The organism is Anaerocolumna cellulosilytica, assembly GCF_014218335.1.
In the GTDB taxonomy this organism is placed as follows: domain Bacteria; phylum Bacillota; class Clostridia; order Lachnospirales; family Lachnospiraceae; genus Anaerocolumna; species Anaerocolumna cellulosilytica.
Window position 1 is genome coordinate 1,233,273 of record NZ_AP023367.1, and the last position, 14,394, is coordinate 1,247,666.

A 14,394-nucleotide genomic window follows, 5' to 3' on the forward strand; every position below is an offset into this window, starting at 1 on the left:
AACCTTATATAAGAAAAAGGTCTCCGGCTTTTTATTAGCCCAGAACTATTTATTCCAGCAAGCTTTGCTAATTTATAATCTGGCTCTAAGCTTTTCTAAGATTTCATAGGGAACCTTTAGATTGCCTCTGCCGGTACCAATCTGAATGTCCGGCTTATTTTTACCATGAAAATCAGAGCCACCGGTCATAGCCAAATCATATTTGTTGGCAATTCTGCGTATATGACCTTCATCAAAGCCTGTATTAGCCGAGTAGATTGTTTCCACACCATCAAGCCCATAATCTTTCAGATAAGCCACCATAGCTTCCACTTCCGGCAATGTGAATTTATAGAGCAGAGGATGGGCTATAACAGCTAGCCCCCCTGCGGAGTGAATGAGTGATATAGCTTCCTCGGGAGACAGATATTCTCTGGGAACATAATAAGGAGAGTCATCATGTAAGTACTTTGTAAATGCATCCTGATTGGTTTTAACATAACCGTGTTCCACCATATACTTGGCAAAATGAGCCCTGGTTAAAACAGCATCACCTTCAGCCTCTTTTAATTTGTCAACAGTAATATCTATACCAGCAGTTCTTAGATTGGCAGTCATTTTATGATTTCTTTCTTCTCTGCGTATTCTTGCCTGTTCAAGAGAATCGTATAGTTGTCCGCTGTTAGTATCTACGAATAAACCTAAAATATGGATATCTTTTTTGCGATAGGAAACTGAGATTTCTGTTCCGGGAATAATTTGTATAAAAGTACCTTCCTCTTTTAAGATATCTGATTCTTTATTTGCCTCTGGTATACCTGCCAATGTATCGTGATCAGTCAAGGCGATAGCAGCTAGTTGTTTTTCAGATGCAAGTCTTACCACTTTGGCGGGAGACAGGGTACCATCTGAAGCACTGGAATGAACATGTAAATCAATATATTTCATAGATTAATTTCCTTTCAGAATGATATTAAATAATAGGTTTAGGCTTTTGACACCCAAATCATATCAATTAAAAGCTCGTGCCGTTAACCCAATATTTCATTGAATTAAATCAATTCACTTAAGTTTGGTATATTATATCATAAAGTACATAAAAACCAAAATCCTAAATAGAAATAGTGTATTCTTTCATAATCAAGAATATTAAAGATTCTGTCTTAATATATTACTATATAAATAAAGCGGAGGATTCAAATGGACAAAGTAATACACCGTGACTCTAAGGTTATGACAATTTTAAAAGATTTATTGATTGCTTATATTGTAACCGGATTAATGCTTTTAATAGTAGCGTTTTTCATGTTAAAGCTGGATATATCGGGTGGCATTTTAAGTGGTCTGGTTATAGCAACCTATGTCTTGTCAGCCTTTGTAGGTGGTTTTCTATTAGGCAAAAATGCAGAGCAGAAGCGATTTATGTGGGGATTATTTATGGGTGCACTGTACTTTATTGTTCTAATATTAATCTCCATTCTTATGGATTCTTTTATGGGCTTAGAAGCGTCAAGAGCAATTAATGTATTCGTTATTTGTTTATTTAGCGGAATGCTTGGAGGAATGGTAAGTTAGGGAGAGGGGATGAGGATAAAAAAACTCTTTTCATATGATTTAATCTATGATATAATGACAGGTGACGTAAAAAGAGTATTAAGGAATAGAAGGAGGCAACCTCATGAAACGTATCAAGACTTTAAATACAAGAAATTTAAAAGATACTATGAAAAAAGGCGGATGTGGCGAATGCCAGACTTCCTGCCAGTCAGCATGTAAAACATCCTGTACCGTAGGAAATCAGAGCTGCGAAAACCAATAGTTTTAAAAGGTATACATAATGTCCTGGTAACAGGTAATGTTAGAAACAAGCTACAATAGAGTTTGAAGAGTTTTATAAGCAGCGTCTTAAGGCCGCTGCTTATTCATTGTGCAGGTTTTTTAAGAAAAAAGGCAGAGATTGCAATAACCTGATTTTCTTATAGATAGAAGGGAGATTACATTGATTCACCAATATAAAAATAACGGTTTTAACATTGTACTGGATGTAAACAGCGGAATGGTACATGTTGTAGATGAACTGGTTTATGATATGATAGCTTTGTATGATGCAGCAGATAAGGATAAAGCTATGGATTTAGAGTCCGCCAAAGCGGATATTAGGCATAAAAATGAAAATCATTTTATTTCAGAAGCTAAAAAAGAGGAAATTAAAAAGGAAATACTGAAACGTTATAGTCAGTCCTGCTACAAGGAGCTCTTTAGCGAAAAGGCAAATGAAGCAGATGTACTGGAAGCTATTAATGACGGGTTTTCTGATATAGAGGAATTAATCGGTGACGGGTCTTTGTTTACAGAGGACATTTACGAAACATATATAAAGGATTTTAAAGCCCGCAGTACAGTAGTAAAGGCTTTGTGTCTGCATATTGCCCACGACTGTAATCTGGCATGTCGTTATTGTTTTGCTGAAGAGGGAGAGTATCACGGAAGAAGAGCACTTATGAGCTATGACATTGGAAAACAGGCTCTGGATTTCCTGATACAAAATTCAGGTAATCGCAGAAATCTAGAGGTGGATTTCTTTGGTGGTGAGCCTTTAATGAACTTTGACGTTGTAAAACAATTAGTGGCTTACGGAAGAGAACAGGAAAAGATTTATAATAAGAATTTTCGTTTTACCTTGACTACAAATGGCATTTGGTTAACAGATGAGATTATGGAGTTTGCCAATAAGGAAATGAGCAATGTCGTGTTAAGCATTGACGGACGTAAAGAAGTCAATGACTTGATGAGACCTTCCCGAAATGGAAAAGGCAGCTATGATGTAATTGTGCCTAAGTTTATTAAGTTTGCAGAAAGCAGGAAGCAGACAAATTATTATGTAAGAGGTACTTTTACTCATAATAATCTGGATTTTTCTGAAGATGTTAAACATCTGGCAGAACTGGGATTCAAGCAGATTTCTGTTGAACCGGTAGTTGCCGCAGATGGTGAAAGCTATGCAATCCGGGAAGAGGATATTGAAAAGATATATGAAGAATACGATAAATTAGCGCGTTATATGATTGAGAGTAAAAAAGAAGGAAAAGATTTTAACTTCTTCCACTTTATGATAGATTTATCGGGAGGACCATGCGTTGCAAAACGTTTGTCCGGCTGTGGTTCGGGCACGGAATATCTGGCTGTAACCCCTTGGGGAGATTTGTACCCTTGTCATCAATTTGTCGGGGAAGATGAGTTTCTATTGGGAAATGTGTACGATGGAGTGAAACAAACAGCTTTAAGAGAAGAATTTAAGTGCTGTAATGTGTATTCGAAGGATAAATGCAGGGAATGTTATGCTAAGTTCTACTGCAGCGGAGGTTGTGCAGCTAACTCCTTTAAATTCCATGGAAGTATTAATGATGCCTATGACATAGGTTGTCAATTACAAAGAAAAAGAGTGGAATGCGCAATAATGCTAAAAGCGGCAGAAGCTGCGGAGGAATAAAAATAAAGAATCAATAAACAATAATAAGATGAGTAAGTACTGGTGTAATTGTCAGTCAAGAACAATTACTAATAGGACACAAGTTGAATGAAATCCTTACCAGCCGGCATGGATTATTTAGGCAGAGGCACACAGTGTTTCTATTAATAACAAAGTTTTAGATGATTGCAAAACAATTATTTAAATAACAATGTTTAGAAGAAAGGAGAATATGATGTATTTTTGATTAATACATCATACAAGATTATCATGAAGGATAAAAGTCAAGGATTCATAAAACTACTGTTATCACTTATCATAGTCGCAGCATTGGGAGTAGTTGCCTTTGTCGGTATCGGTTCTAATAATACCGGCAGTTTAAAAGATATTAAATTAGGACTTGATTTAGCAGGTGGCGTCAGTATTACTTACGAGGCAGTGAAAGAAAATCCCACCAAAGAGGAAATGGCTGATACGGTTTACAAATTGCAAAAACGTGTGGACAATTATAGTACGGAATCAGCCGTATACCAAGAGGGAGGAAATCGTATTAATGTTGATATTCCGGGTGTAACCGATGCCAATGAAATTCTCTCACAGCTAGGCAAGGCGGGGGCACTGGAATTTAAGGATGAGGCTGGCAAAGTTTTATTAAATGGAGCAGACATTAAAACTGCTGAGGCTGGCGTTTATCAAAAGCAATCTATGGGAAATGAATATGTGGTACAGCTTACCCTGACACAAGAGGGAGCTGATAAGTTCAATAAGGCGACAACTGCAAATGTGGGTAAGAAGATTTCAATTTACTATGACAAAGAATTAATCAGTGCACCAAATGTTAAAGAGGCTATAGCCGGCGGAAAGGCCTCCATAAGCGGACAAGCATCCTTTGAAGAAGCACAGGAGCTGGCTTCTATAATTCGAATCGGCGCACTTCCGCTAGAATTAAAGGAAATTCGTTCCAATATTGTTGGTGCTAAATTAGGCGCGGAGGCAATTCATACCAGCCTTTTAGCAGGTGTAATCGGTATTATAATGGTCATATCGTTTTTAATCATTGTTTATCGAATACCTGGGCTTGCTTCTAGCATAGCATTGCTTTTTTATGTTACAATCGTGCTCATTTTACTGAATGTACTTGATGTAACTTTAACGCTTCCGGGAGTTGCGGGTATTGTACTATCCATTGGTATGGCAGTCGATGCCAATGTTATTATCTTTACTCGTATAAAAGAAGAGATTGCAACTGGAAAGACTGTAAAGTCTTCGATAAAGATCGGTTTTCATAAAGCGTTATCAGCAATCATAGATGGTAATGTAACCACTCTTATAGCAGCAGCAGTCCTTTGGTTAATGGGCTCTGGAACTGTCAAAGGCTTTGCACAAACACTGGCAATTGGTATCATTGTTTCCATGTTTACCGCATTGACGGTAACCAGATTTATTTTAAATGCACTCTTTGCGATAGGACTTAATAAAGAGGGGATGTATGGAACTGCAAAAAATATAAAAACAATTTCTTTTATACGAGGTCGAATCGGGTTTTTTGCTTTTTCTATAATACTAATTTTAGTTGGAATCGGAGCTTTAGTTGTAAATAAAAGAGCAACTGGTGAGATTTTAGCGTATGGTCTTGATTTTAGGGGTGGTACTTCAACAACGGTTACTTTTAATGAAGCTTTGCCGGAAGGCATTAATACGGAGCTAACAGAGTTGGTTACTGGTGTTATTCGTGATCCGGGTGTTGAAATATCACAAGTGAAAGATTCTAATGCAGTTATTATTAAAACGAAAGAATTAACCTTAGATGAGAGAACAGAAATTTCTGATAAGCTGGTGAAAGAGTATAAGGTTGATAAAGACCTCATTACAACGGAAAGCATCAGTGGTACGGTCAGTGATGATATGAAGAAGGATGCCATAATGGCAGTCGCAGTGTCTACCTTATGTATGCTGTTGTATATCTGGATACGCTTTAAAGACATTCATTTTGCCACCAGTGCGGTACTTGCTCTTTTACACGATGTGCTTGTTGTTTTGATGGTATATGCCGTTTCCCGAATAACGGTTAACTCTACCTTTATCGCCTGTATGCTGACAATTGTTGGTTATTCCATCAATGCAACTATTATCATATTTGACCGCATCCGTGAGAATATGAAAGAAAAATCGTCGAAGGTCACCATAGAGGAAGTAGTAAACAATAGTATAACCCAGACCTTGACCAGATGTATCAACACATCCTTGACCACCTTCATTATGGTGTTCGTACTGTTTTTATTTGGTGTGGAATCTATTAAGGAATTCGCTATACCGCTGATGGCGGGTATTGTATGTGGTGCTTATTCTTCTATCTGTATTACAGGAATACTATGGGCTACTACTAAGAATAGATTGTCTAAAAGAGCAGTAGTTGATTAATTGAGAGTATGTATGCCTACTTATGCCTGGCAGCAATGCCTTGTGTGGGTAGGTATTTACTTTTATGAGGATAAATTGTTTTAGAAAGGTCATAAAGTAATGGAAAAATGGGTACTAAAGAATTACAAAGAAGATTTTAATTCCATTATGGAGAGACATAATGTAAGTGAAGTAATTGCCAGGCTAGTAACAAACAGAAAACATACCGGTGAAGACAGAATTAAACAATACTTAAACCCAATGCTTGACAACTTACATAATCCCATGGATATGAAAGATATGGAAAAAGCCAAAAATCTTTTGGTGCAGAAACTAAAAGAAAAGAAGAAAATCCGCATTGTAGGAGACTATGATGTAGATGGAGTTACTTCCACTTATATTCTATACCAGGCTCTTCTTCGCTGTGGTGCCGTTGTGGATTATGAAATACCTGACCGTATCAAAGACGGTTATGGTATTAATATAAATATTATACAAGCGGCCTATGACGAGGGGATTGATACTCTGTTAACCTGTGATAATGGTATAGCGGCTTTAGACCAGGTGGCAAAAGCCAAGGAGCTTGGCATGACGGTAATTGTAACGGATCACCATGATCTTCCCTACCAGGAGTGTTCAGTAGAAGACGGTAGTCTGTCGGATCCTATGGTTACTGTCTGTGATGAGGAGTTAAAGATTTACCGAAGGCATATTGTGCCGCCTGCCGATGCAGTAGTCAATCCCAAACGGCCGGATTGCTCCTATCCTTTTAAAGGGTTATGCGGTGCCGCAGTGGCATTTAAACTGATACAGGTTCTCTATGAAGCGTTCGGCATTGAGAAAGAGGAGACCTTTTCTTTCCTTGAAATTGTTGCTATAGCGACTGTGTGTGATGTAATGGATTTGGTTGGTGAGAACAGGGTCTTTGTAAAACACGGACTAAAACAACTAAAGAAGACGAAAAATTACGGTCTTTGCGCATTAATGGAAAAGAATAATATCCATCTCTTAAGTTTGTCCGCATACCACCTAGGCTTTATTATAGGGCCTTGTCTTAATGCTTCCGGAAGACTTAGTACAGCCAAAAAGGGGCTAGAGTTGTTATTAGCCACAGACTCTGGTAAGGCAGAGGCATTAGCAATCGAGTTAAAGAAACTGAATGATTTGCGAAAAGAAATGACAGCTAAAGGTGTGGAGCAGGCAATTGAACAGGTAGAAATTGCAGGTATGTCTAAGGATAAGGTATTAGTCGTTTACTTAAAAGAATGCCATGAAAGCCTTGCCGGAATCATTGCTGGCAGATTAAAGGAACGATATAACAAGCCTGTCATTATACTCACAGCCTCTGAGGAAGGGGTAAAAGGTTCCTGCCGCTCCATTGAAGCTTATAATATCTTTGAAGAGTTGTCAAAATGCAGGGAGCTCCTGACTAAATTCGGAGGGCATCCAATGGCGGCAGGACTTTCATTAAAGGAGGAGAATGTTGATATACTAAGAACCTCTTTAAATAGTAATACGATACTTACCGAAGAGGATTTGATTCCTAAAGTGTCCATTGATATTGTATTGCCTTTTGGTTATCTTAATGAGAAGTTAATGGAAGAGCTTGAGATTTTAGAGCCTTTTGGTAAAGGTAACAGTAAGCCTGTATTTGCAGAGAAAAATGTAATTATTAGAAAAGCCGCAATCCTTGGTAAGAATAGTAATGTACTAAAATTTTCACTTGTTAATACATACGGAAGATCCATGGAGGCATTATATTTTGGAGATGTATCGGGATTTCAGGAAGAAATAATTAAGAATTATGGGAAAGAAGAGCTTGATAAGATGTTCCAAAATCGGGAAACCAGTGTAAGAATGTCTATAACCTATTATCCTGGTATTAATGAATACGGCGGAAATCGCACGATGCAGGTCATCATTCAAAACTATATGTTGTCAAAAAGATAAGTCTCATGTTACCTTTTCCACAGGTGGTTTGGATAAAAGTCCTGCAAAATGTGGATAGGACAACCTAAAAAATTACGATGTGTGGATAAATTTTCTTTTTTATGTATTAGGAACTGGTCTTAAGAATGTAGTTTTTCGTCATTCACTCATTATATATTTTGATTGAGGAGATAATTGTGCGGGTTTTCATATAAATTTTTCATGTATTTACCAGAAATTTGATTTAAAAATATTTGAATTTTACTATCATAAATGATATAATATAGTTTGGCGTAGAATTTATATATCGTAAGAGATAGTTTGAAAGTAGAAGCAATTTCACATGCCTAATGAGGCGTGAAAGCTAGTATAATCATAAATAAATGAAGGCAGAATTTGTGTGAAACAAAGAGGTTCACACCCCGTGTGTAATTAATGCTGTGATGGATTATCGTTATGCAGGGGGCCAAAGCTTGTGCCCATATATTAGGTACAGACTGCAAATGCACATGGTATCGCAAGGCGAACTATTTAACATGTGCAAGAATGGAGGAATATAATATGAAAAAGTTAGAAGAATATGTAAGAAGTATACCTGATTTCCCTGAGGAAGGCATTGTATTTAGAGATGTGACCAGCGTATTACAGGATAAAGACAGCTTAAAGATGTCAATTGACCAGATGCAGTCACTTTTAGATGATGTTGACATAGATGTAGTGGTAGGACCTGAGTCCAGAGGCTTTATCTTTGGTGTTCCGATTGCATATAACTTAAATAAAGCATTTGTACCGGTTCGTAAGAAAGGTAAACTTCCTTGTGAGACAATTGAGATGGAGTATGCTTTGGAATATGGCACCGCTACGATAGAGATGCACAAGGATGCCATTAAGCCAGGTCAAAGGGTTGCAATTATAGATGACCTGATAGCAACAGGGGGAACGATTGAAGCGATTACAAAACTAATTGAGAGTTTAGGAGGAATCGTAGTTAAGATTATTTTCTTAATGGAACTGGAAGGGCTTCATGGACGTGATAAATTAAAGGGCTATGATGTGGAAGCTGTAATTAAGTATGAAGGTAAATAATTCAGATTTTTAATTAAAAAACATAAATCTGTAATAACAGAAACTTTACTGTGATAGAACATGCCGAAGGATGATGGTTTATAATAAACTGTCAGACCTCCGGCATTTGCTTTAGGAAATTATAAACATATGATGACAGGGGAATACTAAGAAGATAAACAGAGATAATTATGACAAAACTCAGCAAGAAGTGCCAGAATTCAATAAATCAATTGATTTTTTTTAATAGATTGTTTATAATTAAAGGATAAACTTATAGATTTAGGTGGTGATTTCATGGAAGATAAGGCAAACAGCATTGGAAATGTAAAAGATAATGATGTTAAAAATAGTAAAAAAACAATCCCCTCTGATTATACAAGTCCGGAGGAACTATACCTAAGACTGGTTAAAATTGTGGAAAGTTACCATCCTTCTGCTGATATTTCCATGATTGAAAAGGCGTATCGTGTTGCCGACCTTGCACATAAAGAACAATTTCGAAAGTCCGGGGAACCTTATATTATACATCCCTTGTGTGTAGCCATAATATTGGCAGAACTTGAATTAGACAAGGAGACCATTGTGGCAGGCCTGCTTCATGATGTGGTAGAAGATACTGTCTGTACGGTAGAAGAAATCTCGAAAGACTTCAATGATGAAATAGCTCTGTTAGTTGATGGGGTAACAAAGCTGACCCAGTTAAACTATTCGAAAGATAAAGTGGAAATCCAGGCAGAAAATTTAAGAAAGATGTTTCTTGCTATGGCTAAGGATATTCGGGTAATACTGATTAAATTAGCTGACCGGTTACACAACATGCGGACACTTCAGTTCCAGACACCTATAAAACAAAAAGAAAAAGCAAGGGAAACCATGGACATCTATGCACCGATTGCGCAGAGGTTAGGTATTTCCAAAATTAAAATTGAACTGGATGATTTGTCCTTAAAGTATCTTGAGCCGGAAGTGTATAAAGACTTAACGGAAAAGATTAACTCCAGAAAAGGAGAACGGGAAGAAATCATTAACGGAATTGTGAAGGAAGTGCGTTACCATGTCATAGCCGCAGATATTGAAGCGAAGATAGACGGAAGGGTAAAGCATTTCTTTAGTATATATAAAAAGATGGTAAACCAGAATAAAACGCTAGATCAGATATTTGATTTATTTGCTGTCCGTATTATTGTGGAATCTGTAAAAGACTGTTATGCGGCACTAGGTGTGATTCATGAAATGTATAAACCTATCCCCGGTCGGTTTAAAGATTATATTGCCATGCCAAAACCCAATATGTATCAATCGCTTCACACTACTTTAATTGGTCCCGGCGGGCAGCCTTTTGAAATACAAATCAGAACTTATGAGATGCACCGTACTGCTGAATTTGGTATTGCGGCCCATTGGAAGTATAAAGAAGGTCATGACGGTAAGAATAGTCAGGATACAGAAGAGGCAAAATTAACCTGGCTGCGGCAGATACTGGAATGGCAGAGAGACATGTCTGATAATAAAGAGTTTTTAAGTCTGTTAAAGAGTGACTTAGACTTGTTCTCAGAGAGTGTTTACTGTTTTACTCCCACAGGCGATGTGAAAAACCTGCCTAATGGTTCAACTCCCATCGATTTTGCTTACAGTATCCATAGTGCAGTAGGAAATAAAATGGTAGGTGCCAGAGTAAACGGAAAATTAGTTAATATAGAGTATGTTATTCAAAACGGAGACAGAATAGAGATTATAACATCCCAAAATTCCAAAGGACCCAGCAGGGACTGGTTATCTCTTGTTAAAAGCACCCAGGCAAAGAATAAAATAAACCAATGGTTTAAGACAGAGCTAAAGGAAGACAACATCACCAAAGGCAAGGATATGATTATTGCTTACTGTAAAACCAAAGGTATTGTATTAAGTGATTTACTTAAGACTGAATTTATGAGCAGGGTTATGTCAAAATACGGTTTCAGAGACTGGGATTCCATATATGCAGCCGTAGGGCATGGCGGACTAAAAGAAGGCCAGGTCATAAATAAGCTTAAGGATGAATTTGATAAAAAGCATAAAAAAGACATTACGGATGAAAAAGTTCTGGAAACTATTACGGATGTAAAAGAAAATAAACCCGCATCCTTTGCAAAATCCAGAAGTGGTATCGTTGTAGAAGGTATTCATGATGTAGCAGTTCGTTTTTCCAAATGCTGCAGCCCTGTACCAGGGGATGAAATCGTTGGTTTTGTAACCAGAGGAAGAGGGGTATCTATCCACCGTACGGACTGTATTAATCTTATGAATTTATCAGAAGAAGACCGTGCCAGATTAATTGAAGCAGAATGGAACGTTTCTTCTGATAAAGCCCAGGGAGAGCTATATACTGCTGAAATTAAAATATATGCCAATAACAGGAGCGGTGTACTGGTAGATGTTTCTAAAATTCTCACTGAAAATAAAATCGATGTCACTTCTATGACCGTTAGAACCAGTAAGCAGGGAACGGCTACCATAAGTGTTGGCTTCGAAATAAACGGCGTGGAGCAGCTAAGATATATTGTAGCAAAATTAAGAAGTATTGAAAGCGTACTGGATATTGAACGTACAACAGGCTGATTCGTCAGCCTGTTTGGATATCTGGTAAAATGAGAAGCCTGGCAAAGCAGATGGCGAAAGCATACAGAAAAGAGGAAGAATAGCATGAAGATTCAAACCTTGGTATTAGGTGCGGTCAGAACGAATTGTTATCTGATTACGAATGAAGAGACAAGAGAAACAATTATTATAGATCCGGGAGCACAGGCGGAATTAGTAAAAGCAAAAATCCAAGAACTTGGCAGTGTACCCATGGCTGTATTACTGACACATGGACATTTTGATCATATTATGGCGGCCAAGGAATTGGCAGAAGAATACGCGATAGAAATATATGTACATGAGACAGAAAAAGAATTAGTAAGTAACAGCAGTTTAAACGGAGGGTATTTAATAAATACTTCCTATGGGCTGGTGCCTGATACACTTATAAAAGAAGAAGTGCTTAAAATGGCAGGTTTTGAATTACAGGTACTGCATACGCCAGGCCATACTGTCGGAAGTGTATGTTTTTATCTAAAAGACCAGAAAGTCTTAATCAGCGGAGATACTTTATTTCTTGGTTCTGTCGGACGTACCGACCTTCCAACAGGGAATTTTGACACCCTGCAAAAATCTATAAGGGAAAAGCTGTTTATTCTCCCAGAAGATGTAATCGTTTATCCGGGACATGGAGATGCCACTACCATTGGCTACGAGAAAAACCATAACCCTTATGTGAGTTGATAGATGGAGTATAATGTGATAACTATATACCTGTTAAATGAAGATTTTGAATACGATATTCATGCTTTAACAAAAGCATTTTATCCCAAAGAAACCATTAAAGTAATAAAAAAATCCTTTGATATATTTGAGTTAATAGAAGAAAGAACTGGTAATTTGGTGTTGTGTAAGGAAGAGGAGGAATTGAAGATTTATCTTTCTATTACAAAAGGCACCATATGCTTAGCGGTTTTAAAAGATGGAGCAGAACGGATTACCTATGAGGAAAAGATTAAGGATGGCAGTAAAAGTGCCCTTAGAAACAGCGTAAAGCAGTTGCTCTATAATAGCCTTTCTAAGCTTAGCGGTTATATGCTTCCCTGGGGAACCCTAACGGGTGTACGACCAACAAAGATTGCTTTAGAGCTGTTAGAAAACGGTGTAAAGGATGATGAAATAGAGAACAGGATGAAAGAAGTCTACTATTGTTCTCAGGAAAAAACCAAGCTCAGTCTTTTGGTAGCCCAAAAGGAATATGAACTGCTAAAAGAGATAGATTATCAAAATAGTTACAGTATATATATCGGTATACCTTTTTGCCCAAGTACCTGTTTGTACTGCTCTTTTACCTCTTATTCCCTAGAACGAAGCGGGCATTTAATGGAGGAATATTTACAAGCACTCTATAAAGAAATTACCTTTGCAGGAACCTGTTTAAAAGAAAAGAAGTTAATTACTGTTTATTTAGGCGGCGGAACACCTACCACTTTAACGGCGAAGCAATTAGACGGGCTGCTAAATCATATTAAAACAAACCTTACTATGTCTGCGGTAGTGGAATTTACGGTGGAAGCCGGCAGACCGGATAGTATTACAAAAGAAAAGCTGCTGGTGTTAAAAAAACATGGTATCAGCAGGATATCCATAAATCCTCAGACTATGAATCAGAACACATTAGATGCGATTGGCAGAAAGCATACAGTTGAAGAAGTAAAGAAAGCTTTTTTATTGGCAAGAGAATGTGGTCATGATAATATAAATATGGATTTAATTATTGGCTTGCCTTTAGAAGATGAGAAACAGGTAGAGTATACACTGCAAGAAATAGGTGCATTAAAACCTGACAGTCTGACAATTCATACATTGGCATTAAAACGTGCAGCCAGATTAAATACAGAAAAACAATCATATCAGGACATCCATTATGGAGATGCCAAAAAGATGCTGTTTCTAACCCAGGAATTCGCAAGGATTCAGGGATATGAACCCTATTATTTGTATCGTCAGAAAAATATGGCGGAAAACCTTGAGAATACCGGATATGCTCTAAAAGGAAAAGAAGGGCTTTATAATATATTGATTATGGAAGACAAACAGACTATACTAGCCTTAGGAGCGGGTGCTTTGTCTAAATTTATATTTCCTAAGGAAAACCGAATTGAGCGGGTAGAAAACGTGAAAAGCCTAAAGGATTATATAGAACGTATTGATGAAATGATTGAAAGAAAACATAGATTCTTGCTTGACAATAACATGTTTTAAAAAGAACAGAAAGAGAACAGGGTTTTTGCAGTGGAAAGGGAATCAGTATGCTGTTAGAAAACATATCGGAGCTTGTTGGCTGTGAAGAAAAAGAAGGAACTTTAAGAGACGATTTAGAAGAAGCCATTGATCATGGCATTTTAGTGAGTAAACTTGCATTTCAGTTGTCAAAAGAACTGTCAGAGGATAGGGAATTTGGTTATACTATGGCTCAGGCAGGAATGCTTCATGATATCGGTAAGTTAAAATTAGGACAGCATTTGTATGGAAGAAGAAAAGATACTTTGGTTGTGGAGGAAATGAAATACATCCGGATGCATCCTGAAATTGGATTTAGAATACTAAAACAGCATGATTATAGCAATTTATTACTGGAGTCAATTCATCATCATCATGAAAATTATGATGGGTCCGGTTACCCCCACAATTTAAAAGGAGATACCATTCCGTTAGGTGGCAGAATACTAAGAATCTGCGATGTGTATGCAGCTTTAATATCAGACCGCAGATACCGTGCTGCCTTTGATAAAGAAACGGCAATTCGTCTTATGATTGAAGAAGTTAAGAATTTTGACATGAGAATATTTTTGAAATTTTTGGGAATTATTCATTCGGAAGATTTCAAGCACATAGACAAATTTGTTGAAGATATAAATAAAAAGAATTACATGTGGAGAAAAATACTGCATGATGGATTTTATTAATGAAAAATGGGAGGTTATGAC

Annotated in this window: 11 protein-coding genes; 10 read left to right on the forward strand and 1 reads right to left on the reverse strand. The window is 37.2% G+C overall.

Annotation, left to right across the window (positions count from 1 at the left end; all coding sequences use genetic code 11):
* Nucleotides 1–72: 72 nt before the first annotated feature.
* Complete coding sequence (locus tag acsn021_RS05315) at nt 73–927, reverse strand: PHP domain-containing protein (RefSeq protein WP_184090752.1); 855 nt, start codon at nt 925–927, stop codon at nt 73–75.
* Between the two features lie 252 nt (nt 928–1,179).
* On the opposite strand from acsn021_RS05315, the gene acsn021_RS05320 reads away from it, so the two are divergent.
* The 10 genes from acsn021_RS05320 to acsn021_RS05365 all read left to right on the forward strand — a co-directional run bounded on the left by acsn021_RS05320 (nt 1,180) and on the right by acsn021_RS05365 (nt 14,373).
* The gene (locus acsn021_RS05320; RefSeq protein ID WP_184090754.1) at nt 1,180–1,554 is read left to right on the forward strand and encodes a TIGR04086 family membrane protein; all 375 of its coding nucleotides are present in this window, start codon (nt 1,180–1,182) and stop codon (nt 1,552–1,554) included.
* A gap of 103 nt (nt 1,555–1,657) precedes the next feature.
* On the forward strand, nt 1,658–1,798 hold the full coding sequence (gene scfA / locus acsn021_RS05325) for a six-cysteine ranthipeptide SCIFF (protein WP_184090755.1): 141 nt from the start codon (nt 1,658–1,660) through the stop codon (nt 1,796–1,798).
* A gap of 180 nt (nt 1,799–1,978) precedes the next feature.
* Nucleotides 1,979–3,469 carry a thioether cross-link-forming SCIFF peptide maturase gene (gene scfB / locus acsn021_RS05330; RefSeq protein WP_184090757.1) on the forward strand — a complete coding sequence of 497 codons (1,491 nt, stop codon included), beginning with the start codon at nt 1,979–1,981 and terminating at the stop codon, nt 3,467–3,469.
* A 249-nt stretch (nt 3,470–3,718) separates the two neighbouring features.
* On the forward strand, nt 3,719–5,869 hold the full coding sequence (gene secD / locus acsn021_RS05335) for a protein translocase subunit SecD (RefSeq protein WP_184090987.1): 2,151 nt from the start codon (nt 3,719–3,721) through the stop codon (nt 5,867–5,869).
* A 99-nt stretch (nt 5,870–5,968) separates the two neighbouring features.
* Nucleotides 5,969–7,798, forward strand: a complete 1,830-nt coding sequence (locus tag acsn021_RS05340; RefSeq protein ID WP_184090760.1) for a single-stranded-DNA-specific exonuclease RecJ — start codon at nt 5,969–5,971, stop codon at nt 7,796–7,798.
* A 540-nt stretch (nt 7,799–8,338) separates the two neighbouring features.
* On the forward strand, nt 8,339–8,863 hold the full coding sequence (locus tag acsn021_RS05345) for an adenine phosphoribosyltransferase (RefSeq protein ID WP_184090763.1): 525 nt from the start codon (nt 8,339–8,341) through the stop codon (nt 8,861–8,863).
* A 276-nt stretch (nt 8,864–9,139) separates the two neighbouring features.
* On the forward strand, nt 9,140–11,443 hold the full coding sequence (locus tag acsn021_RS05350; RefSeq protein WP_184090766.1) for a RelA/SpoT family protein: 2,304 nt from the start codon (nt 9,140–9,142) through the stop codon (nt 11,441–11,443).
* A gap of 84 nt (nt 11,444–11,527) precedes the next feature.
* A complete protein-coding gene (locus tag acsn021_RS05355) occupies nt 11,528–12,148 on the forward strand; it encodes an MBL fold metallo-hydrolase (protein ID WP_184090769.1) in 621 nt (206 codons plus the stop codon).
* Between the two features lie 15 nt (nt 12,149–12,163).
* Nucleotides 12,164–13,669 (forward strand): coproporphyrinogen dehydrogenase HemZ, encoded by a 1,506-nt coding sequence (gene hemZ / locus acsn021_RS05360; RefSeq protein ID WP_184090772.1) that lies wholly within the window; start codon nt 12,164–12,166, stop codon nt 13,667–13,669.
* Nucleotides 13,670–13,716: 47 nt separating this feature from the next.
* Nucleotides 13,717–14,373 carry an HD-GYP domain-containing protein gene (locus tag acsn021_RS05365; protein ID WP_184090775.1) on the forward strand — a complete coding sequence of 219 codons (657 nt, stop codon included), beginning with the start codon at nt 13,717–13,719 and terminating at the stop codon, nt 14,371–14,373.
* Nucleotides 14,374–14,394 lie beyond the last annotated feature (21 nt).

Bases quoted from the DNA above. Each gene is read 5' to 3' on its own strand.
- acsn021_RS05315 (WP_184090752.1), bottom strand. From the start codon at position 927: ATGAAATATATTGATTTACATGTTCATTCCAGTGCTTCAGATGGTACC.
- acsn021_RS05320 (WP_184090754.1), top strand. From the start codon at position 1,180: ATGGACAAAGTAATACACCGTGACTCTAAGGTTATGACAATTTTAAAA.
- scfA (WP_184090755.1), top strand. From the start codon at position 1,658: ATGAAACGTATCAAGACTTTAAATACAAGAAATTTAAAAGATACTATG.
- secD (WP_184090987.1), top strand. From the start codon at position 3,719: ATGAAGGATAAAAGTCAAGGATTCATAAAACTACTGTTATCACTTATC.
- acsn021_RS05340 (WP_184090760.1), top strand. From the start codon at position 5,969: ATGGAAAAATGGGTACTAAAGAATTACAAAGAAGATTTTAATTCCATT.
- acsn021_RS05345 (WP_184090763.1), top strand. From the start codon at position 8,339: ATGAAAAAGTTAGAAGAATATGTAAGAAGTATACCTGATTTCCCTGAG.
- acsn021_RS05350 (WP_184090766.1), top strand. From the start codon at position 9,140: ATGGAAGATAAGGCAAACAGCATTGGAAATGTAAAAGATAATGATGTT.
- acsn021_RS05355 (WP_184090769.1), top strand. From the start codon at position 11,528: ATGAAGATTCAAACCTTGGTATTAGGTGCGGTCAGAACGAATTGTTAT.
- acsn021_RS05365 (WP_184090775.1), top strand. From the start codon at position 13,717: ATGCTGTTAGAAAACATATCGGAGCTTGTTGGCTGTGAAGAAAAAGAA.